The sequence below is a fragment of the Lentzea sp. NPDC006480 genome, from assembly GCF_040611995.1.
In the GTDB taxonomy this organism is placed as follows: domain Bacteria; phylum Actinomycetota; class Actinomycetes; order Mycobacteriales; family Pseudonocardiaceae; genus Lentzea.
Genome location: NZ_JBEXPJ010000008.1, coordinates 17,119 through 37,094, shown reverse-complemented (window position 1 = coordinate 37,094; position 19,976 = coordinate 17,119). Strand labels below are relative to the sequence as shown.

Annotated in this window: 19 protein-coding genes and 1 pseudogene; 14 read left to right on the top strand and 6 right to left on the bottom strand. The window is 68.1% G+C overall.

The window, feature by feature from the left end; genetic code table 11:
- Positions 1-3: 3 nt before the first annotated feature.
- Together ABZX92_RS05385 and ABZX92_RS05380 are read left to right on the top strand one after the other, a co-directional pair.
- Positions 4-756 (top strand): dienelactone hydrolase family protein, encoded by a 753-nt coding sequence (locus ABZX92_RS05385; RefSeq protein WP_355554464.1) that lies wholly within the window; start codon positions 4-6, stop codon positions 754-756.
- 45 nt (positions 757-801) lie between these two features.
- A pseudogene (locus tag ABZX92_RS05380) lies at positions 802-2,340 on the top strand (glycoside hydrolase family 9 protein); the annotation flags it as partial.
- Positions 2,341-2,428: 88 nt separating this feature from the next.
- Here ABZX92_RS05380 and ABZX92_RS05375 read toward each other — a convergent pair.
- On the bottom strand, positions 2,429-3,391 hold the full coding sequence (locus ABZX92_RS05375; RefSeq protein WP_355554329.1) for a helix-turn-helix transcriptional regulator: 963 nt from the start codon (positions 3,389-3,391) through the stop codon (positions 2,429-2,431).
- Positions 3,392-3,507: 116 nt separating this feature from the next.
- Here ABZX92_RS05375 and ABZX92_RS05370 point away from each other — a divergent pair, with 116 nt between their 5' ends.
- Genes ABZX92_RS05370 through ABZX92_RS05355 form a run of 4 tightly spaced genes read left to right on the top strand, consistent with a single transcriptional unit; the run spans position 3,508 to position 6,460 of the window.
- Positions 3,508-4,821 carry an MFS transporter gene (locus tag ABZX92_RS05370; RefSeq protein ID WP_355554327.1) on the top strand — a complete coding sequence of 438 codons (1,314 nt, stop codon included), beginning with the start codon at positions 3,508-3,510 and terminating at the stop codon, positions 4,819-4,821.
- A 23-nt stretch (positions 4,822-4,844) separates the two neighbouring features.
- Positions 4,845-5,267, top strand: a complete 423-nt coding sequence (locus tag ABZX92_RS05365) for a hypothetical protein (protein WP_355554325.1) — start codon at positions 4,845-4,847, stop codon at positions 5,265-5,267.
- Positions 5,268-5,269: 2 nt separating this feature from the next.
- Entirely contained in the window at positions 5,270-5,683 is a 414-nt protein-coding gene (locus ABZX92_RS05360) for a hypothetical protein (RefSeq protein ID WP_355554323.1), read from the top strand.
- Positions 5,684-5,692: 9 nt separating this feature from the next.
- Complete coding sequence (locus ABZX92_RS05355; RefSeq protein ID WP_355554321.1) at positions 5,693-6,460, top strand: alpha/beta fold hydrolase; 768 nt, start codon at positions 5,693-5,695, stop codon at positions 6,458-6,460.
- Here the strand turns inward: ABZX92_RS05355 and ABZX92_RS05350 are convergent.
- Positions 6,449-7,483 carry a LacI family DNA-binding transcriptional regulator gene (locus ABZX92_RS05350; protein ID WP_355554319.1) on the bottom strand — a complete coding sequence of 345 codons (1,035 nt, stop codon included), beginning with the start codon at positions 7,481-7,483 and terminating at the stop codon, positions 6,449-6,451. The genes ABZX92_RS05355 and ABZX92_RS05350 overlap by 12 nt on opposite strands.
- A gap of 157 nt (positions 7,484-7,640) precedes the next feature.
- Between ABZX92_RS05350 and ABZX92_RS05345 the strand changes: the two genes are divergently transcribed.
- From ABZX92_RS05345 to ABZX92_RS05335, 3 genes are read left to right on the top strand one after another with little or no spacing between them, the layout of a single operon-like run.
- The gene (locus tag ABZX92_RS05345) at positions 7,641-8,657 is read left to right on the top strand and encodes a sugar ABC transporter substrate-binding protein (protein WP_355554317.1); all 1,017 of its coding nucleotides are present in this window, start codon (positions 7,641-7,643) and stop codon (positions 8,655-8,657) included.
- Positions 8,658-8,661: 4 nt separating this feature from the next.
- Positions 8,662-9,663: an ABC transporter permease gene (locus ABZX92_RS05340; RefSeq protein WP_045315389.1), complete on the top strand. Its 1,002-nt coding sequence runs from the start codon at positions 8,662-8,664 to the stop codon at positions 9,661-9,663.
- On the top strand, positions 9,660-10,424 hold the full coding sequence (locus ABZX92_RS05335; protein WP_355554315.1) for an ATP-binding cassette domain-containing protein: 765 nt from the start codon (positions 9,660-9,662) through the stop codon (positions 10,422-10,424). Before ABZX92_RS05340 ends, ABZX92_RS05335 begins: the two co-directional genes overlap by 4 nt.
- Here the strand turns inward: ABZX92_RS05335 and ABZX92_RS05330 are convergent.
- Positions 10,421-10,756: a DUF4440 domain-containing protein gene (locus tag ABZX92_RS05330; protein ID WP_355554313.1), complete on the bottom strand. Its 336-nt coding sequence runs from the start codon at positions 10,754-10,756 to the stop codon at positions 10,421-10,423. The genes ABZX92_RS05335 and ABZX92_RS05330 overlap by 4 nt on opposite strands.
- Positions 10,757-10,795: 39 nt before the next feature.
- On the opposite strand from ABZX92_RS05330, the gene ABZX92_RS05325 reads away from it, so the two are divergent.
- Positions 10,796-11,128 carry a helix-turn-helix domain-containing protein gene (locus ABZX92_RS05325; RefSeq protein ID WP_355554311.1) on the top strand — a complete coding sequence of 111 codons (333 nt, stop codon included), beginning with the start codon at positions 10,796-10,798 and terminating at the stop codon, positions 11,126-11,128.
- Here the strand turns inward: ABZX92_RS05325 and ABZX92_RS05320 are convergent.
- Both ABZX92_RS05320 and hrpA read right to left on the bottom strand, forming a co-directional pair.
- On the bottom strand, positions 11,102-11,608 hold the full coding sequence (locus tag ABZX92_RS05320) for a hypothetical protein (RefSeq protein WP_355554309.1): 507 nt from the start codon (positions 11,606-11,608) through the stop codon (positions 11,102-11,104). The genes ABZX92_RS05325 and ABZX92_RS05320 overlap by 27 nt on opposite strands.
- Positions 11,609-11,653: 45 nt before the next feature.
- Positions 11,654-15,520, bottom strand: coding sequence for an ATP-dependent RNA helicase HrpA (hrpA, locus tag ABZX92_RS05315; RefSeq protein WP_355554307.1), 3,867 nt, complete (start codon positions 15,518-15,520; stop codon positions 11,654-11,656).
- A gap of 226 nt (positions 15,521-15,746) precedes the next feature.
- Here hrpA and ABZX92_RS05310 point away from each other — a divergent pair, with 226 nt between their 5' ends.
- The 3 genes from ABZX92_RS05310 to ABZX92_RS05300 are packed head-to-tail and all read left to right on the top strand — an operon-like array spanning position 15,747 to position 17,503.
- On the top strand, positions 15,747-16,328 hold the full coding sequence (locus ABZX92_RS05310) for a DUF4240 domain-containing protein (protein ID WP_355554305.1): 582 nt from the start codon (positions 15,747-15,749) through the stop codon (positions 16,326-16,328).
- Positions 16,329-16,385: 57 nt separating this feature from the next.
- Positions 16,386-17,177, top strand: a complete 792-nt coding sequence (locus ABZX92_RS05305; protein WP_355554303.1) for a DUF4240 domain-containing protein — start codon at positions 16,386-16,388, stop codon at positions 17,175-17,177.
- On the top strand, positions 17,177-17,503 hold the full coding sequence (locus ABZX92_RS05300) for a hypothetical protein (RefSeq protein ID WP_355554301.1): 327 nt from the start codon (positions 17,177-17,179) through the stop codon (positions 17,501-17,503). Before ABZX92_RS05305 ends, ABZX92_RS05300 begins: the two co-directional genes overlap by 1 nt.
- On the opposite strand, the gene add is transcribed toward ABZX92_RS05300, so the two are convergent.
- Positions 17,470-18,444, bottom strand: coding sequence for an adenosine deaminase (gene add, locus ABZX92_RS05295; protein WP_355554299.1), 975 nt, complete (start codon positions 18,442-18,444; stop codon positions 17,470-17,472). The genes ABZX92_RS05300 and add overlap by 34 nt on opposite strands.
- A gap of 164 nt (positions 18,445-18,608) precedes the next feature.
- Here add and ABZX92_RS05290 point away from each other — a divergent pair, with 164 nt between their 5' ends.
- Positions 18,609-19,961 carry a hypothetical protein gene (locus tag ABZX92_RS05290; RefSeq protein ID WP_355554297.1) on the top strand — a complete coding sequence of 451 codons (1,353 nt, stop codon included), beginning with the start codon at positions 18,609-18,611 and terminating at the stop codon, positions 19,959-19,961.
- Positions 19,962-19,976 lie beyond the last annotated feature (15 nt).

The window sequence follows — 19,976 nt, the reverse complement described above, 5'->3', positions numbered from 1 at the left end:
GCTGTGCACGGAACTTCCGTGGACGTGGTCACCGAAGACGGCACCGCGGACGCCTACCTGGTTCACCCCGACGGCGACGGGCCCTTCCCCGCCGTCCTGTTCTACATGGACGCGTTCGGCCTGCGCCCGCACCTGGAGAAGATGGCCGACCGGCTGGCCGAGGCCGGGTACGTGGTGCTGGTGCCCAACGTCTTCTACCGCATCGGGCGGGCGCCGGTGATCGACCTGCCCGACTACATCGACCCGGCGGCACGTCCTGGCCTGTTCGAGCAGATCATGCCGATGATGCGGTCGTTGACACCGGATGCCCTGATGCGCGACGCCGAGGCGTACCTGCGGTTCCTGGCCGACTCACCCCTCGCCGCCGACGGGCCGGTCGGCATCACGGGCTACTGCATGGGTGCCGGACTCGCGCTGCGCACGGCCGGCACGTACCCGGACCGGGTCGCCGCGGCGGCCGGTTTCCACGGTGCTCAGCTGGCCTCGGAGGCGGACGACAGCCCGCACCTGCTGGCTCCTCGGATCACGGCGGAGCTGTACTTCGCGCACGCGGACCAGGACACCTCGATGCCCGCCGAGCAGATCGAGCGCTTGGAGAAGGCTCTCTCCGAGGCCGGCGTGACGCACCGGTGCGAGGTCTACGAGGGCGCGCACCACGGCTACACGCAGGCCGACACCGCCATGTACAGCGCCGAGGCCGCCGAACGCCACTGGACCGAGCTGTTGGCTCTGTTCTCACGGACGCTCACGCCGTAGGGTGATCACGCCGCCGCCCTCCGTAATGCTTTGGAGGCGTACGGGATGGGCACTGCCAGGCGTTCTTTCCTACTCGGAACAGCCGGAGCACTAGCCGCCGCAGGCACAGCATCAGCCGCACCAGGCGGGCTGACGTGGGTGCTGACGAACAACGTCGGGTACGAGGCCGAGGGGCCGAAGCGGGCGGTGATCGCCTGCACGACCCCCGGCCCGCACCGGTTCGAGCTGGTCGAGCACGGCACGGGCAAGGTGGTGCATCGCGGGTCGGCGCGCACGGTCGGCCCGGTGGCGGACTGGAAGGCGAACCAGTTCCCGGCGGTGCCGTCGTTCTACTCGGTCGTCGACTTCTCGAACTTCACTCGTTCCGGTGAATTCGTGTTGTCGACCGAGGGTGGGGTGTCGCGGCCGTTCGTGATCGAGCCGCTGGTGCTGGAGCGGCGGACGTTGCCGCACGTGGTGCGGTTCTTCAAGGACTCGCGGTCGTTCGGCGAGTACGACAGGGTGGACCGGTCGCTCCCCTACGAGCCGGATCCGTCGATCCGTGTCGACGCGCACGGCGGCTGGTACGACGCGGCGGCGGACTGGTCGAAGCACTTCACGCAGTTGTCGAAGTACTCGTTCTGCAACACGCTGCAGCTGCCGTTGACCGCGTACGTGCTGTGGACGTCGTACGACGAGCTGACGCGGCGCAACAACCCGGACTTCCGGCATCTGCGGGAGCTGTTGCACGACGAGGCCGTGTACGGGGCGGACTACCTGGTGCGGGTGCAGATGCCGGGAGGCTCGTTCTACGGGTCGGTGCGGCAGCCGCAGGAGGACGACATCGGCATCGACCCGTCGAAGCGGTTCCTGCGCAAGGGTCCGCTGAACTACCGCGAGGGGTGTGGTGTCGCGATCGCGGCGCTGGCACGGGCGGCGCGGGGCACGGTGGACGGTGACTTCCCCCGGTCGAAGTACCTGTCCGCGGCCGAGGCGGCGTTCTCGTTCCTGCAGGTCAACAACGTGCGGTTGACCAACGACGGCAAGGAGAACATCCAGGACGACTACAACGTCCTGCTCGCGGCCGTGGAGTTGTTCAAGGCCACGCAGAAGCCCGAGTACAAAGCTGAGGCGGACAAGCGGGCGGCAGCTCTCGTCGCGCGGATTCTGCCGCGCGGGCATTTCCGGGCGGACGACAAGGATCGGCCGTACTTCCATCCGTCGGACGCGGGCATGCCGGTGGTCGCTTTGCTTGCGTACCAGTCGATCGGCGGCACGGACGTACTACCCGCGATACGCAAGTCGCTGGAGTTCGAGCTGTCGATCACGGGCGCGGTCGCGAACCCGTTCGGCTATGCGCGGCAGGTGGTGCAGACTGCGGCGGGCGAGCGGTTCGACGGGTTCTTCTTCCCGCACGACGCGGCGGGCACGTGGTGGCAGGGCGAGAACGCGCGCCTGGCCTCACTGGCCGCGGCCGCCCGGTTGGCGGCGCCGAGGTTCGACGTGGCGTTCGCCGCGAAACTGCGGGCGTACGCGGCGGACCAGCTGAACTGGATCGTGGGCTGCAACCCGTTCGACGTGAGCATGCTGGAGGGCAGCGGGCGGACGTCGCCGATCTACCTGGAGTACCCGGACGGTTCGGCGGTCGGTTCGTGGCGGTGGATCCGGGCGGCGGGCGGGATCGTCAACGGGATCACCGGGCGTGCGGCGGACGGTCGTGGGATCGAGTGGGATCCGGGTGTGGCGTCGTCGGGTCCGAACACGGACTGGCGGTGGCTTGAGCAGTGGATCCCGCACTCGACGTGGTTCCTGTACGCGGTGGCCGCGGGGTAGCGAGCAGGTCCAGCAACGTCATCGCGTCGTGGTCGGGCGTGCCCGGCGTGGCGAGGTAGACGATGAGGCGCTGGCCCTGGGCCCGGTTCAGGGTCAGCGCCTCGTGCGAGAGCGTCATCGTGCCGACCTCGGGGTGGTGCATGGTCTTCTCGCCGTCGCCGATGGTGCGCACCTCGTAGCGTTCCCAGTGCCGGTTGAAGTCGGGGCTCTTCACGATCAGCTCGCCGACGAGCGAGGCCAGGTCCGGAGCGTCGGGGTCGGCGCCGGCGATGGCGCGCAGCTGGGCGACGCACGCCTTGGCCTTCACGTCCCAGTCGTTCCACAGTTCGCGGGCGTTGGGGTGCAGGAAGGTGTACCGGATCGTGTTGCGCTGCTTCTCGGGCCAGTCCTCGATGCCGTGCAGCAGCCGCAGTCCGCCGGGGTTCGCGGCGAGCAGGTCGTTGGTACGGCTGACGACGTAGGCGGGGTTGGGCCGCAACGTTTCCAGCAGCAGTTTCATCGTGGGACGGACGCGGCGGGACGGCACCGGCGAGGTCTCGGGTGCCTGCCGGGCGGCGACCGCGGCGAGTTCACGCAGGTAGGTCCGCTCCTCGCAGTTGAGGCGCAGCGCGTCGCCCAGTGCCTCGACGACGGACGGGCTGGGCCGGGTCTCCTTGCCGCGTTCGAGGCGCACGTAGTAGTCGATGCTCACTCCGGCGAGTGCGGCGACTTCCTCGCGGCGCAGGCCGGGGGTGCGGCGGGGACCGGTTCTGGCGGGCAGCCCGACGTCGGCCGGGCTGATGCCGCCGCGGCGTGCTCGCAGGAACTTCCCGAACTCGGTCATGCGATTCAGTCTGCCAGCGGTCCGACGGAGTTCCCTGGCCGTGTCACACCCCCTCTCGCACACCCCGGAAGAACGCGGTCTGACTAACGCGCGTGATCGTCGCGAGTGTTGGTGGCGTGACGACTCTCCTGACCGCCAGGCCCGCTCCGGCGAGCTCGAAGCTGGTGCTGGCCACGGCCTTCCTGGGCATCTTCCTGCTCAACCTCGACTCGATGGCGATGAACGTCGCGCTGCCCGCGGTGGGCCGTGAGTTCGGTGGCAGTACGTCGGCGCTGCAGTGGATCGTGGACGCCTACACGTTGATGCTGGCCGCGTTGCTGTTGTCGGCGGGTGCCTTGTCGGATCGGTTCGGGGCGAGCCGGGCGTTCGGTGCCGGTGCCGCCGTCTTCACGTTCGCGTCGGCGGTGTGCGGGCTCGCACCGGGGCTGGGCGAGCTGATCGGGGCGCGGCTGCTGCAGGGCGGGGCGGCGGCGATCATGCTGCCGTCGTCGCTGGCGTTGGTGCGGCAGGCTTTCCCGGACGCGGCGCAACGGGCTCGGGCCATCGCGTTGTGGACGGTCGGTGGCGCGTTGGCGATCGCGGCGGGTCCGGTGGCCGGCGGGGTGCTGGCCGGCACGCTGGGGTGGCGGGCGATCTTCTTCGTGAACGTGCCGGTCGGGATCGTGACGCTGGTGGTGCTGGCGCGCACGCCGTCGTCGCCGCGGGTGGCCCGGCCGCTAGATCTTCTCGGGCAGGTCACCGCGATGGTGGCGCTGGTGGCGTTGACGTTCGGCGTGATCGAGGGCGAACCCGCGGCCTTGGGTCTCGCGGCGGTGGCGGCGGTCGCGTTCGTGGTGGTCGAGTCGCGGGTGGCGGCGCCGATGGTGCCGTTGAGCCTGTTCCGGTCGCGTGCGGTGAGCGTGTCGATGGTGATCGGGTTCGTGGTGAACGCGGCGTTCTACGGGCTGGTGTTCGTGCTGAGCCTGTTCTTCCACGACCGGCTGGGGCTCTCGCCGATGGCGGCGGGGTTGTTGTTCCTGCCGATGACGGCGGTGATCGCGGTGGCGAACCTGGTGTCGGCGCGGCTGGCGGCGCGGTACGGGCCGCGGGTGCCGATCGTGCTCGGGCAGGTGGTCTGCGGGCTGGCGATGGTGTCGTTGCTGTGGGCGGAGTCCGGGCCGGTGATCGCGGTGCTGCTGGCGCCGGTCGGGTTCGGGCTGGGGCTGGTGGTGCCGTCGCTGACCGCGGTGGTGATGGGTGAGGTCGCGGCGGACCGGGCGGGGATGACGGCCGGGGTGCTGAACTCGGTGCGGCAGACGGGCGGTGCGCTCGCGGTGGCGGTGTTCGGCGCGGTGGGCGGCTTGCGGGTCGCGTTGGTGGTGGCGGTGGTGATGCTCGTTGTCGCCACGGCGGTGTCGCTGCTGCTGCCGCGCCGATTTACCGCTGACTAACTGGGGCGGGGCACGGTCGGGGCGTGAGATTCGTTTCTGTCGCGGCGGTGGCCGCACTCGCGCTGACCGGGTTCTCGTCCGGTGTCGCGCACGCCGAGTCGGCGCCGGGGTGTGCCTCGGTGGTGCAGATCGGGAAGACCGCCTACATCGGCGGTGACTCCCGGGACGCGAAGGCGTCGGTGAAGCAGTTCAAGGGCTGTGGCAAGAACTACGGCTACATCTACGTGTGGGACTCGTTCGCCAGTCAGGTCGGCGACTTCCAGATCACGGTGGCGATGGACGTGGCCGAGCAGATCAAGGGTCAGAAGACCTATCCGCGCAACGTGCAGGAGGGCTGGTCGGTGGGCCAGAACTCGCTGACCCAGTGCACGCGCGCGGTCGGTGCGCTGAAGAACTTCGTCATCAGCGACACCTGGCTGACCGCCGAGACCGACTGGAGGTGCTGATCGTGAAGCGTTCGCTCGTGCTGGCAGGGGCGTTGTTCGTGGCGGTGATGTCGCCGGGGATGGCGCACGCGGAGTCGGCGCCGGGGTGTGGTCCGGTGACGCAGATCGGCCGGACCGCCTACATCGGCGCGGACGCCGGTGTGCAGCTGGCGTCGGTCAAGCAGTTCAAGGGCTGTGGCAAGAACTGGGCGTACGTGTACGTCTGGGACGTCTACCACAACCAGGGCAACGACTACCGCGTCTCGGCCGCGATCCTGACGTCCGGTGGCACCAAGGGCTACAAGAAGGGCGGCAACCGGCAGCGGGAGGTGTGGTCGGACGGCACGCCGACGTTGGGTGTGTGCACTCAGGCGCAGGGGCACCTGTACGACAACCCGGAGTACGCCGCGTTCGCCACGACGGACAAGCGCTGCTGAAATGGTGTGATGGGCAGGCCGGTGTTGGCCGCGGTGGCGGTGGTTGTCACCATCGTCGCCGTGGTCTTCGCCTTTCAGCGCAAGCTGGTCTACTTCCCCTCCCCCGGTCCGCTGCCGTCCGCGGAGGAGGTTCTCCCTGGTGGGCGCGACGTGCGGCTGGTGACGGCCGACGGTCTGATGCTCGACGGCTGGCACTTCGAAGTGCGGGACGCGCCGGCGACGGTGATCGTGTTCCCGGGCAACGGCGGCAACCGGGAGGGGCGGATTCCGCTCGCGCGGTCGTTGACCGATCGCGGGTTGTCGGTGCTGCTGTTCGACTACCGCGGTTATGGCGGCAACCCCGGCGAGCCGTCCGAGGAGGGCCTGACCTATGACGCGCGGGCCGCGCTGGACCTGGTCGACGGGCCCGTGATCTACCTCGGCGAGTCGCTGGGCGCGGCCGTCGCGGTCGAGCTGGCGACCTATCACGCGCCGCTCGGGCTGGTGCTGCGGTCGCCGTTCGCGTCGCTCGCGGCGGTGGGGTCGCACCACTATCCGTGGCTGCCGGTGAAGATGTTGTTGCGGGACAAGTACCCCGTGCTCGACCGCGTGTCCGCTGTGGACGTTCCGGTCACGGTGATCCTCGGGACCGCGGACTCGGTCGTGCCCGCAGCGCAGAGCCGCGAGGTCGCCGCGGCGGCTCGTGCGCGGTTGATCGAGATCGAGGGCGCCGACCACAACGACGAGGTGTTGTGCTCGGGTCCGCAGGTGATCGACGCGGTGCTGTCAGTGCGCTGACGGCCTGATCTCGCCGGAGCCGCGGCGGACGAGGGCGGCGGGGACGACGGCGTGCACGGGTGGTGAGGTGTCGCCGTCAATGCGGGCGAAGACGAGCTCGGCGGCTTTGCGGCCGATGCCGGGGACGTCCTGGCGCACGACGGTGATGCCGGGTTCGAGCATGTCGGCGAGCGGGAAGTCGTCGAACCCGATGAGCGCGGTGCTTCGGTGCAGGTCGCGGGCGCGCAGGACTCTCATGGCGCCGACGGTGACGAGGTTCTGGGCGGTGAACAGCGCGGTGGGTGGCCGGTCGAGGTCCAGGAGTGTCTTGGTGGCCGCTTCTGCGAGGTCCGCGCCGTGCAGGTCGGTGCGGACGAGCTCGTCGCGCAGGGTGAGCCCGGCCTGGGCGAGGCCTTCGAGGTAGCCGGTGTAGCGCTCCTGGCTGGTCCACAACGTGCGGCGGTCGCCGAGGAACGCGATGTCGCGGTGGCCGAGTGCGGCGAGCTGCAGGACGGCGTCGCGGGAGCTGTCGCGGTTGGTGGTGGTGACGCAGTCGGTGCCGCCGAAGGTGGGGGGCCGGTCGACGAGCACCATCGGGGTGCCGCGCTCTCGTTCCTGCTGCAACGCGTCCTGGTGGCCACCGGCGGCCATGACGACGACGCCGTCGACACGGCGCGCCGAGAGCGACACGAGCAGTTCGCTCTGCAGGGTGCGGTCGTCCTCGCTGCTGCCGGCGAGGACGAGGACGCCGTTGTGGCGGGCGCGGTCCTCGACGGCGCGCAGCAGGGCGGAGTCGAACGGGTTGGAGAGGTCCTCGAACAGCACGCCGATGGTGGCGCTGCGGCGGTCGGAGCGGCGCAGGCTGCTGGCGGTCAGGTTGGGCCGGTAGCCCAGCGAGCGGGCGGCGGCGCGCACGCGTTCGACGACTTCGGGCCCGGCGCCGGGCAGGTCGTTGATGACGCGGGAGACGGTCTTGGTGCTGACCTTCGCGAGCGCCGCGACGTCGCGCATCGTGGGTTCGCGTCTCTCACCTGCATGATCCATGTCCACCCACCCCGGGTAACGCTTGCGTAACGGCCTGTTGTGGCGTCTTCTCCGGGAAAGCTAGCGTCAACGATGACGTAATGGAATCCCCTCTTTACACGTAACCGCGCCCGGTCTTTGCCCGGCAGGTTACGTCAACGTTGACGTAGGAGGAGTCATGTCGCGCAGAGCGTTCGGGCTGACGGCGGTGGCGGTGCTGGCGCTGGTCGCGGCGGCGTGCGGGAACGGTGGTTCGTCGGGCGGCGGCACTCTGGTCGGCCTGGTGACGAAGACGGACACGAACCCGTTCTTCGTGAAGATGAAGGAGGGCGCGCAGCAGGCGGCGTCGTCGTCGGGTGCGACGGTGCAGTCGTTCGCGGGCAAGCAGGACGGTGACAACCAGACGCAGGTGGACGCGATCGAGAACCTGATCGCGTCGGGTGCGAAGGGCATTCTGATCACGCCGTCGGACTCGAAGGCGATCGTGCCGTCGGTGGACAAGGCGCGCGCGGCGGGTCTGCTGGTGATCGCTCTGGACACGCAGCTGGAACCGGCGTCCGCCGCGGACGCGACGTTCGCGACGGACAACTTCAAGGCGGGGCTGCTGATCGGGGCGTGGGCGAAGGCGAAGTTCGCGACGTCGGGCAAGCAGGCGAAGATCGCGTTGCTGGACCTGAACCCGAACCAGGTGTCGGTGGACGTGCAGCGCGACCAGGGGTTCCTGCAGGGCTTCGGCGTGGACGTGAAGGACAAGAACCGGATCGGGGACGAGTCGGATCCGCGGATCGTGGGTCACGACGTGACGAACGGTGATCCGTCCGGTGGGCGCACGGCGATGGAGAACCTGCTGCAGAAGGATCCGGGCGTCAGCCTGGTCTACACGATCAACGAGCCCGCGGCCGCCGGTGCGTACGAGGCGTTGAAGGCGGCGGGCAAGGAGAAGGACGTCGTGATCGTGTCGGTCGACGGCGGCTGTCCCGGCGTGAACAACGTGAAGGCCGGCGTGATCGGGGCGACGTCGCAGCAGTACCCGCTGAAGATGGCGCAGCTGGGCGTGGAAGCCGTGTCGAAGTTCGCCAAGGACGGGTCGAAGCCGAAGGACACCGACACCGGGGTCACGTTGATCACCGATCAGCCGGCCGCGGGCGTGGAGTCGAAGGACTCGGCGTTCGGCCTGCAGAACTGCTGGGGCTGAGAAGATGACCGCAGTCGTGGAGGAGCGGGATCAGTCCCTGCTGACGCGGGTGCAGCACCTGTTGCACGCGCAGGCCACGATCGGCCCCGCGGTGGTGCTGCTGGCGTCGGTGATCGTGTTCGCGCTGTTGTCGGAGCGGTTTCTCACGCCCGGCAACATCTCGTTGATCCTGCAGCAGGTCGCCGTGGTCGGCACCTTGGCCGTGGGGCAGACGATCGTGATCCTGACGGCGGGGATCGACCTGTCGTGCGGGGCGATCATGGTGCTGACGTCGATCGTGATGGCGAAGGTCGCGGCCGAGACCGGCCTGCCGGGGTTGCCCGCGCTGCTGCTGGGGTTCTTGGTGGGCACGCTGTGCGGGCTGCTCAACGGGTTCCTGGTGACGCGGTTGAAGCTGCCGCCGTTCATCGTGACTCTCGGGACGTTGAACGTGTTCTTCGCGTTGAACCTCTGGTACTCGCACAGCGCGACGATCCGGGGCACGGACATGCCGTCGTTGCTGCTGTTCACCGGCCAGACGTTCACCGTCGGCGGCACGCGGATCACCTACGGGTCGATCATGCTGGTGCTGCTGGTGGCGGCGATGGCGTTCGTGCTGAAGAACACCGCGTGGGGCCGGCACGTCTACTCCACGGGTGACGACCTGGAGGCGTCGCGCCTGTCGGGTATCCGCACGGCGCGGGTGCTGCTGTCGGTGTACGCGACGGCGGGCCTGATCTACGCGGTGGCGGCGTGGACGTTGATCGGCCGGATCGCGTCGGCGTCACCGCAGGCCGGGCAGACGGACAACCTGGACTCGATCACGGCTGTGGTGATCGGCGGGACGTCGCTGTTCGGTGGCCGTGGCGCGGTGGTGGGATCGTTGCTGGGCGCCTTGATCGTCGGGGTGTTCCGCAACGGCCTGGCGCTCGCGGGTGTCGACGTGCTGTGGCAGACGATGGCGGTCGGTGTGCTGATCATCGTGGCGGTGTCGCTGGACCAGTGGATCAGGAAGGTGAAGGCATGACGCCCGTCCTGCAGGCCACCGGTCTGGTGAAGCGCTATGGCAGGGTCACCGCGCTGGCGGGTGCGGACCTGGAGTTGCTGCCCGGTGAGATCCTGGCGGTGATCGGGGACAACGGTGCGGGGAAGTCGTCGCTGATCAAGGCCCTGTCCGGGGCGGTGATCCCGGACGAGGGCTCGATCTTCGTGGACGGCGCCGAGGTGTCGTTCTCGTCGCCGCTGGACGCGCGGCGGGCGGGCATCGAGACGGTGCACCAGTCGCTGGCGGTGTCGCCGTCGCTGGACATCGCCGCGAACCTGTTCCTCGGGCGTGAACGTCGTCGTCCTGGTGTGCTGGGTTCGGTGTTCCGGATGCTGGATCGCGCCGGGATGCGGGATGAGGCCCGTCGTCAGCTGGACGCGCTGGGGATCATGACGATCCAGAACCCCGGCCAGGCGGTGGAGACGTTGTCCGGTGGTCAGCGTCAGGCCGTGGCGGTGGCGCGGGCGGCGGCGTTCGGCAGCCGCGTGGTGATCATGGACGAGCCGACTGCCGCGCTGGGTGTGCGGGAGTCGCGGGCGGTGCTGGACCTGATCCTGCAGGTGCGGGAGAAGGGTCTGCCGGTGATCCTGATCAGCCACAACATGCCGCACGTGTTCGAGGTGGCCGATCGCATCCACATCCAGCGGCTGGGCCGTCGCAAGGCCGTGGTGGACCCGAAGTCGGTGTCGATGTCGGACGCGGTGGCGATCATGACCGGCGCGATGGAGCCTCCAGGGGTCTAGCTGACGCCGAAGGGGTTGTCGATCACGTACCGCCACCGGCCGTCCGCGCCTTTGCGTGCGACGTCGGTGGCGGTGCCGGTCACGTCGCCGATGGTCCAGTCGACGATGAGCAACGCGATGCCGTCGTGCTCGTAGACGTGCCTGGGGTTGAGCTGGATCGGCAGGCCGAGGTCGAGAAACCGCTGGTTGGCGGCTTGTCGTGCGGCTGCGGTGACGGTGCGGCCGGGTTCGGGGACGAACAGGCCCTGTGGTTCGTAGACGGCGTCGACGGCGTGGGCGTCCTTGGCGTTGAACGCTGCGGCGAACGCGTGGGCCACACTCACGGGATGCATGCCGACAGCGTTGCGTTCGCTGAAGTGGGTCACCAAACGGTGACTTGGGACCGTCCGACCGCGGACTGCCCGGTCGAGGTCGCGTTGGCGGCTGTGTCCGGCCGTTGGGCGACGCTGGTGCTGCGAAACCTGTTGCACGGCCCGCAGTCGTTCTCGTCGTTGCGCGCATCGCTGCCGTCGTTGAGCGCGAAGGTGCTGACGGAGCGGCTGGACTCGTTGGTGGCGCAGGGTTTGGTGTCGTGCACCCGCTCCCCCGGTTTCCCGGTGCGCACTTCCTACGCGGTGACGTCGCGCGGGTTGTTGTTGCGGCCGTTGCTGGTGGAGCTGTACCGCACGGGTGAGGCGCTACTGGGCGAGGTCCCGGATCACTGACTCCAGGGGTGCGAGGACGTTGCGGGAGCCCAGCAGTTCTTCGGAGACGAGGACCTTGTCGCGGGTGAGGCGGCGCCAGAACTGGCCTTCGACGGGGATCTGGAGGATGTCGAGCTGGAAGATCGGCCGGTGGCCCAGCTCCTGCTCCAGGCCGACGACCACTTCCTGCACCGCGGCCGAGAAGAAGGTCCTGAGGTGGTCGCGGTGGCTCGTGGCCTCCGGTGTGGTGGGGCTGTGCCAGCGCGTGTAGGCCTCGCGCAGCCGCACGTCGATGCCGATCGGTTCGCGGCCGTGCCCGTTCTGCGTGCAGTCGCGCCACCACCGGTCCCAGTCCGGGGTGAACTCCGGCGGCACGAGGACGCCGGTCACGCGTGGGACCGGCGGCGTCAGGCGCGGGATCGAGTCGGCGGTCGGTGTGCTGATGCCGAGCGCGTCCCGCACGAACAACGGGAACGTGCCGCCGTCACCGCTTGAGATCACCCATGTGGAATCCCCCGGGAAGTGCATGCTCCACGGTAGCCGCCGCTACAAGGGCACGGCGTCCAGAGCCTTGTAGATGCGCTTGTCGCTGACCGTGTACCGGGTTGGGATGGTCTGGGCGAAGTACGACAGCCGCAGTTCCTCGATCATCCACCGGATCTCGTCGAGTTCCGGCGCGGGTTCGTCGGCCGGCGTCTGCGCGCGCAGTTCGCGGTACTCGGCGTGGACCTGGTGCACCTTGTCGGTCCAGTCGAGGTCGCGGCGCGGGTTCTCCGGCAGCTTCTCGATGCGCCGCGCGATGCCCTTGAGGTAGCGGACGAGGTCGGGCAGCCGGTCGTACCCGGTGTGCGTGACGAACCCCTTGTACACCAACGAGTTGAGGTGCGCGCGGATGTCGGCGACCGAGTCCGGCGCGCCCTTGAGCGACGACAGCTTCAGTTCGGCCTCGTGCGCGGCTTCCAGCACCTTGCGCACTTCCTGCACGACGACCCAGGTGGTGTCGTTGAGCGCCGCCTGGACCTTCTTCAGCTGAGCTGCGTACGCCTTCGCATCCCAGGCGGGCTCGCCCATGAGCCGGTCGACCGCGGCCATGATGCAGTCGGACAGCAGCTGGGCGACGCCGCCGTGCGGGTTGCGGGTCAGCGCGAGCTTGGCGGCGTTGTCGAGGTGACGTTGCAGGTGCTTCACGGGCGAGTTGATGCCCATCAGCAGAAGCCGGCGCACGCCTCGTCGATGCGCGTAGGCCTGACGTCCCGGGGTGTCGAGCACCTTGATCGCGACGGCCGAGCTCTGGTCCACCAGCGACGGATACGCCGTCACCGTGATGCCGGATTGGCGTTGCTCGATCGTGCGCGGCAGCGTGTCGAAGTCCCAGGTGGTGAGCCCGGTCCGTTCGAGATGCCCGGCGGCCTGGCTGAGCGACGCGCGGACCTCGTCGCGCAGCTTCTCCTTGAGCGCGGCGATGTCCTTGCCCTCGGCCAGCGTCCGGTTCTGCTCGTCCACGACCTGGAAGGTGAGTTTCAGGTGGTCGGGGACGGCGTCGAACTGCCAGTCCTCGCGGTGCACGGTCACGCCGGTCAGCGCTTTGAGCTCACGTTCGATGCCATAAAGGAGACTCGTGTCCTCCGGCTTGATGCGGGCGAGCACGGCGGTGGCGACGTCGGGCACCGGCACGAAGTTGCGGCGGATCTGCTTGGGCAGTGACCGGATCAGCGCGACCACGAGCTCGTGGCGCAGGCCGGGGATCTGCCAGGAGAACGCGTCGTCGTCGAGCGTGGTCAGCGCGGGCAGCGGGAGCTGGACGGTGATGCCGTCGTTCTTGGTACCGGGTTCGAAGTGGTAGCTCAGCGGCAGCGTCAGCTCACCTTGCTGCCACTGGTCGGGGTAGGCGTCGGGGCTCACGTCGGCGCGGTCGTTGACCAGCATGTCCTTGGTGAAGGTGAGCAGGTCCTTGTTCTTCTGCTTCTTCCACCAGGAGTCGAAGTGCCGGGCGGAGACGACCTCGGGGGCGACGCGCTGGTCGTAGAACTCGAACAGGGTCTCCTCGTCGACGACGATGTCGCGGCGGCGGGCGCGGTTCTCGAGCTCCTCGACTTCTTCGAGCAGGGCGCGGTTGGTGTGGAAGAACCGGTGGTGGGTGGTCCACTCCCCCTGCACCAGCGCGTGGCGGATGAACAGCTCGCGACTCAGCTCGGGGTCGATGCGCCCGTAGTTGACCTTGCGGCCGGCGACGATCGGCACGCCGTAGAGGGTGACCTTCTCCAGCGCGACGACCGAGCCGCGCTTGGTCTCCCAGTGCGGTTCGGAGTACTGGCGTTTGATCACGTGCTCGCCGAGGCGTTCGGCCCACTCGGGTTCGATCTTGGCGACGATCCGGCCCCACAGGCGGCTGGTCTCGACGAGCTCGGCGGCCATCACCCACTGCGGTGGCTTCTTCGCGAGCGCGGAGCCGGGGAAGATCGCGAACTTGGCGTTGCGGGCGCCGAGGAACTCCGTGAGGGGCCGGCGTTTTTCGCCTGGAGCCTGCTTTTTCACGATGTCCTGGACGCCGATGTGGCTGAGCAGGCCCGAAAGCAATGCGATGTGGATGTTGCGGGGGTCGCCGGGCTGTTCGTTGAGGTGCATGCCGATCTGCTTGGCGACCTGCCGAAGCTGCAGGTAGATGTCCTGCCACTCGCGCACGCGCAGGTAGTTGAGGAACTCGGCCTTGCAGCGCTTGCGGAACTGGTTGCCGGACAGTTCCTTCTGCTGCTCCTTGAGGTACTGCCAGAGGTTGAGGAACGTGACGAAGTCGGATTCCTTGTCGACGAACCTCGCGTGCTGCTGGGTGGCGGCTTCCTGCTGGTCGGCGGGGCGTTCGCGGGGGTCCTGGATGGACAGCGCCGCGGCGATGATCATGACTTCTTTGAGGCAGCCGGTGGTGTCGGCTTCGAGCACCATGCGGCCCAGGCGCGGGTCGACGGGCAGCGCGGCGAGCTTGCGGCCGGTCGGGGTGAGCTTCTTCTCGGCGGCGTTGATGGCGCCGAGCTCTTGGAGCAGGCCGATGCCGTCGTTGATGTTGCGGCTGTCGGGCGGGTCGATGAACGGGAACCGCGCGATGTCGCCGAGGCCGATGTTGGTCATCTGCAGGATGACGCTGGCGAGGTTGGTGCGCAGGATCTCCGCGTCGGTGAACTCGGGGCGGGCCTCGAAGTCCTCTTCGGAGTACAGGCGGATGCAGATGCCTTCGCTGACGCGGCCGCAGCGGCCCTTGCGCTGGTTGGCGCTCGCCTGGCTGATGGGTTCGATCGGGAGGCGCTGGACCTTGAGGCGGTGGCTGTAGCGGGAGATGCGGGCGTTGCCGGGGTCGATGACGTACTTGATGCCCGGGACGGTGAGGCTGGTCTCGGCGACGTTGGTCGCGAGCACGATCCTTCTGCCGGTGTGGCGTTGGAACACCCGGTGCTGTTCGCCGACGGAGAGGCGGGCGTAGAGCGGGAGGATCTCGGTGTTGCGGAGGTCTTCGGCTTTGAGGGCGTCGGCGGTGTCGCGGATCTCGCGTTCGCCGGACAGGAACACGAGGACGTCGCCGGGGCCTTCGGCCTGCAGCTCGTGGACGGCGTTGATGATGCCCTGGGTCTGGTCGTCCTCCTCGTCGAGCGGCCGGTAGCGGGTCTCGACGGGGTAGGTGCGGCCGGAGACCTCGATGATCGGGGCGTTCTCGAAGTGGGCGCTGAAGCGTTGCGGGTCGATCGTCGCGGACGTGATGACGATCTTGAGGTCGGGGCGCTGCGGCAGGAGCTGCTTGAGGTAGCCGAGCAGGAAGTCGACGTTGAGGCTGCGTTCGTGGGCCTCGTCGATGATGATCGTGTCGTACCTGCTCAGGGTGCGGTCGGTCTGGATCTCGGCGAGCAGGATGCCGTCGGTCATGAGCTTGACGAGGGTGTCGTCGCCGGACTGGTCGGTGAAGCGGACCTTGTAGCCGACGGTGTCGCCGAGCTTCGAGTTCAGCTCCTCGGCGACGCGTTCGGCGACGGTGCGGGCGGCGATCCTGCGCGGCTGGGTGTGGCCGATCTGGCCGGTGATGCCGCGGCCGAGTTCGAGGCAGATCTTGGGCAGCTGGGTGGTCTTGCCGGAGCCGGTCTCGCCCGCGACGATCACGACCTGGTTCGCCGCGATCAGCTCTTTGATGTCGTCCTTGCGCTGGCTGACCGGCAGCTCTTGCGGGTAGGTGATCTTGGGGACGGACTCCCGGCGCAGCGCGACCTTGAGCGCCGCCTCGTCGATCAGGGCGGCGATCTCCTCGGTGATCTTCTTGCGGGCGAGCGGGTCCTTGACCCGGCGTACGCCGTCGAGGCGCCTGGCCAGCCGGCGTTGATCACGCGGCATGAGCTCGGGCAGGCGTTTGTGCAGTTCAGCGAGCGGGGTGTCCATTTGCGCTCAAGGATAGTCAGACCGCCCCGGATCCTTCGCGCCAATAACCACCGCGCGCCCGCCCGCGCGTGGGGTCGGGGTGCCGCCGGTGGTCGGCGTTCGTCGTCGGTGTTGGTGTGCGCGCTCGATTCCACGGGTGTTTGTTCGCCTGTTCACCGATAGCGAAGTGGATGCTCCGATCGGCGGCGTCCGAGAATTGTCAGACCCCTCCGATAGCGTTGCGGTTATGGACCTCGATGTCTTCTGGGACCTGGTGGACCGATCCGCAGTCGCTACTTCTGACCAGCATGAACGCCGTCTGTGGCTGACGTCGCGGCTGGCGGTGCTGCCGCCTGCCGAGATTCTCGGTTTCGAGACGTTGTTAAGTGCGTCACGTGGCCGGGTAAACACGTTCTCACACTGGCACGCGGCTTATGTGTTGTGCGACGGGTTGTGTTCCGCGGAGCAATTCTTCGCGTTCCAGTCGTGGGTGGTGGGGCTGGGCCGGGGGGTGCTGCGCGAGGTCGCGGCGGTCCCGGACGCGCTGGCCGAGGTGCCGGCGGTGCGGACGTTGCTGGCGGTGGGCGCGGACTCGTGGCCGGACAGCGCGTGGCCGTTGTGGGAGGGGCTGGGCCGGGTGTCGCACGACGCGTTCTTCGAGGCGACCGGGCGGTCGTTGGAGAACGCGTTGAAGGTGCTGGGGTGTGTCCGGGTGACCGACGCGGGCCCGTTCACGGGTGCGGTGTGGGATCTGGACTCGCCGTTGGAGGCGGCGGTGCGGCTGCCGCGGCTGTGGGAGCTGTCGCAGGGGTTGGAGGAGGCGGCGTGACCAGGCGCGATCGGCGGCGTCCGAAAATTGTCAGACCCCCTCGCTAGCGTGCTCGGCATGGACCTGAACGCGTTCTGGGCCCTGGTCGAGAGGTCGGCTGCCGAGACCTCCGGCCAGGACCGGCGGCTGGAGTGGCTGGCCGCTGCTCTGTCCTCTGCGGAGGAGGCCGGACCGCCGCTGTCCTCGGCAGCGGCCCCGTCATCGGCGTCCTCGGCGGAAGGGGCCGTGGTGTCGGGTGCGCCGTCCTGTTCGGCTCGGCCGTCCCCGGCGACACCTGCCTCCAGCGCGGCCTCCTCAGGGTCCTCCTCGGTGCAGGAGGTAGCGGTGTCGGGTGCGCCGTCTTCTTCGGCTCGGCTGTCCCCGGCACCTGCCTCCTCAGCGCGCTCCTCTTCTTCGGAGCGAGCTGTGGAGTTCGCGCTGCGGCTGGACGAGGTGCGGCGGCGGGTGGACACGTGGGGGCACTGGCAGGCGGCGGACGTGATCTGCGGCGGCCTGTGCTCGGACGACGGGTTCTTCTACTTCCAGGCGTGGCTGGTCGGTCAGGGCCGGGCGGTGTTCGAGTCGGTCGCGGCGTCGCCGGACGCGTTGGCCGATCTGCCGCACGTGCGGTTCCTGGCGTCGCGTGGTGGCGTGCACGCGTGGGCGGATGACGACTGGCCGGCGTGGGAGGGCCTCGACTACGTGGCGGCCGAGGCGTTCGAGGGTGATCTGGAGTCCGTGCTGGACTCGCGTGGCTTGCAGTTGCTGGTGTCGCCGGAGCCTGAGGGTGAGCGCTGGGACTTCGCGGATCCGGCGGAGATCTCGGCGCGGGTGCCGCGGTTGGGTGCGTTGTTCGGGAAGGTGGCGTGATGGACGTGCCGGTGGATGTGGTGCTGTGGCGGGCTCCTGGCCCGGCGTCGTCGGCGGAGGCGGCGGCCCGCTACGCCGAGCTGCGGTCCTCGCCGCTGGGCGCGTTCGACCCGCAGGTGGCGGCGTTCGTGCGCGAGTTGCGGCAGACCTCCCCCGATCCGGCGTCTCCGGTGTCGTGGAACGAGGCGCTGACGGTGGGCTCGGACGCGGTGATCGTGCACGTGGTGTGGCCGGGGCGGCAGCAGGTGCTGGACCTGGTGGCGCTGCTCGCGTCGCGGCACGGCCTGGTGTGTTACGAGCCGGCGCGCCAGGTGGCGATGTCCTGACGCAGCAACGCCTTCGTGTCCTGCGGCGCGAAGGAGGCGTCGACGGCGTTGGTCGCGATGGCGGCGATCGTGTCGTCGTCGAAGCCGAGCTCGTCGCGCAGCAAGCGGTACTCGCCGGTCAGCGTGGTGCCGGTCGAGGCCGGGATGTCGGTGCTGAGCGTGACGATCAGCCCGGCCCGCATGAGCAGTGGCAACGGATGAGAGGAGACGGATTCGACCAGTCCCAGCACGACGTTGGACGAGGGACACACCTCCAGCGGCACGGCGCGGTCTCTGAGCAGCGCGACGACGTCCGGATCGTCGAGCGCCCGGAACCCGTGCCCGATCCGGTCAGCGAGCCCCACGGTCACGGCCTCGGCGACACTCGGCGCTCCGCAGCACTCCCCGGCGTGGTGCACGAGCCCGATCCCGGCCTCTCGCGCGTCCCGGAACACGGCGGCGAACGGCGTGAGCGGAAACTCCTCCGCGCCCGCCATCCCGATCGCCACGACCTCCGGGTGCGCGATCGCGAGCCGAAGCGACTCCTGAAACCTCGCGACCGACCGCTTCCTGGGGTGGTCCACGATCACACGGCACTCGATGCCGTGGGCGGCCTGTCCTGCGGCGAGCCCGGCCAACACCGCCTCGAGCGGCATGTCCGGATCCCGAAGCCGTTCCCCGTGCGCAGCCGCGGTGAACGTGACCTCGGCGTACCGGGTCCCCTGCGCTGCTTCCTCGGCGCAGAACTCGTACGCGATCCGGCTGAAGTCCTCGGCTCGCCGCAGGCAGTCCCGCACGGCCCCGTTGTGCGCCGCGAACTGCCCGAACCCGCCGTACGCCCCGGTATGCGCCGGCACGTCCACCCTGTGGCGGTCCGCGAGTTCGGCGACGGTGTCCGCGCGCACCGTGCTCTCCAAGTGCACGTGCAGGTGAGCCTTGGGCAAAGCGGCAAGATCACGCATGGCCGCCGACGCTACCCAGCCGCGCCACACACCGCTCGGCATTTTCCGAGAGCGAGCGACAGTGTTGTAACGAAACGATCACGATCATTCTTGGCGTGCAACAGCGGAGCATCGCAACCGATTGTGAAGTGAGGAAGGTGGCGGCCGACATGAAATAGGGCAGCATGAGAGAACCAGGAACGATTTTCTCGTATCACCAGCTTCAACTGCTTCTGGCCGGCCTCACGCGTGAGGGAAAGAGCGAGAACTTCTCTCCCGAAAGCCTTAAGGGCTACTTTCGCAAGCCCGCTACCCGCCAAGCGTACCGAGATCACCTTGCTTCCCTGATTCTGTTCGATCACGCCACCGTGCCAGTGCCGTGGTATCTCGCGGAGAACATCGACGCCGAATTCCTCATTCGGGAAGGCCTACTGGAAATAACTGACCGCGACGAGGTCGATCCGATCAAGAACCGGATTGCACGACTCTACAGCGCGTGTTTTGCGAACAGTCGGAACCTGGAGTTCAACCCGTATTCATCCCGCCTGAAACGACTGGAGGATTTCAACCCGAGGCCACCAAGTGCGCTATATCTCGACGCAGTTGAGGCCAGCAGCGAGCTTCAGCACAACTACGAGCAGCTCTGCGATCTCACGTTCCCGCTCATGGATGGAATCGACGCCATCTTCGAGTACTACTGGGGTGCGCACGTGGAGATGCACAAATCGATTTACAAGCGGCATAATCCGCGGCTGTTCAGCCCCGAGGAGGAGTACGTCAGCTCTGACGGCATGGACCTCTTCGCGAAGATGGGTATCGGCATCAGTGAGAGCCTGTACCCTGGAGACGAGTTCACGCACGTGTACCTGCCCGACCATCTTGAGCGATTCGACGAAGTCGACAGTATTCTGCTGAGACCTGTCAGTCCCATGGAATATTTCGATCTGTCGGCGTACGTTGCGCCTGATTCACATCGCGAATTCCTTGAGATCCATGCGTTCTGGCGCTCCTTGTTCGAGCTCGCAAACATGCTCCACATCGCACAGTCCTCCGGGAATACGCTGTTCATTCCGAGCACGGTGAAGGTGAAGGAACGCGCCGCAACAAAGAAGCAGGCGAACGATCTCACAGCCGAGAACAAGTTGCGGGTCTATCGTGTATACCTGAAGGAATCAGGCCTGATACCCGCACCAAAGACCTTCGACGACGTCCTTCGAATGCGTGAGGATCGCAACCTGCGATCACTGCGCAGGGCAGTGGATCGTTGGTCGTCCCTCCATCCCGACTTGGACAACGACCTTGCCCTCATCAAAGACATCCAGGAAGAGATCAAGTCAGCGGGCAAGCAGGTGAAACGACTTGAGGCCGCGACCAGGTTCGCGAGTTTGATCGGCTACGTTGCCCTCCCGGTCGGGATTGCCGAGGCGATCACCGGAGGAGCGATGTACGGACTAATACTGTCACCTATCGGCCCCGCGATCGAAACATTCCGGGCGCTGAAGTTGCGCAAGTTCGGATGGGTCAAGTTCGGACGATGAAACGCAGGGCGGCGC

Excerpts from the sequence above, each read along its gene's own strand:
- ABZX92_RS05375 (WP_355554329.1), bottom strand. The coding sequence starts at position 3,391 with ATGACCGAGTTCGGGAAGTTCCTGCGAGCACGCCGCGGCGGCATCAGC.
- ABZX92_RS05355 (WP_355554321.1), top strand. The coding sequence starts at position 5,693 with ATGGGCAGGCCGGTGTTGGCCGCGGTGGCGGTGGTTGTCACCATCGTC.
- ABZX92_RS05350 (WP_355554319.1), bottom strand. The coding sequence starts at position 7,483 with ATGGATCATGCAGGTGAGAGACGCGAACCCACGATGCGCGACGTCGCG.
- ABZX92_RS05345 (WP_355554317.1), top strand. The coding sequence starts at position 7,641 with ATGTCGCGCAGAGCGTTCGGGCTGACGGCGGTGGCGGTGCTGGCGCTG.
- ABZX92_RS05340 (WP_045315389.1), top strand. The coding sequence starts at position 8,662 with ATGACCGCAGTCGTGGAGGAGCGGGATCAGTCCCTGCTGACGCGGGTG.
- ABZX92_RS05335 (WP_355554315.1), top strand. The coding sequence starts at position 9,660 with ATGACGCCCGTCCTGCAGGCCACCGGTCTGGTGAAGCGCTATGGCAGG.
- ABZX92_RS05330 (WP_355554313.1), bottom strand. The coding sequence starts at position 10,756 with ATGCATCCCGTGAGTGTGGCCCACGCGTTCGCCGCAGCGTTCAACGCC.
- hrpA (WP_355554307.1), bottom strand. The coding sequence starts at position 15,520 with ATGGACACCCCGCTCGCTGAACTGCACAAACGCCTGCCCGAGCTCATG.
- ABZX92_RS05310 (WP_355554305.1), top strand. The coding sequence starts at position 15,747 with ATGGACCTCGATGTCTTCTGGGACCTGGTGGACCGATCCGCAGTCGCT.
- ABZX92_RS05305 (WP_355554303.1), top strand. The coding sequence starts at position 16,386 with ATGGACCTGAACGCGTTCTGGGCCCTGGTCGAGAGGTCGGCTGCCGAG.
- ABZX92_RS05300 (WP_355554301.1), top strand. The coding sequence starts at position 17,177 with ATGGACGTGCCGGTGGATGTGGTGCTGTGGCGGGCTCCTGGCCCGGCG.
- add (WP_355554299.1), bottom strand. The coding sequence starts at position 18,444 with ATGCGTGATCTTGCCGCTTTGCCCAAGGCTCACCTGCACGTGCACTTG.
- ABZX92_RS05290 (WP_355554297.1), top strand. The coding sequence starts at position 18,609 with ATGAGAGAACCAGGAACGATTTTCTCGTATCACCAGCTTCAACTGCTT.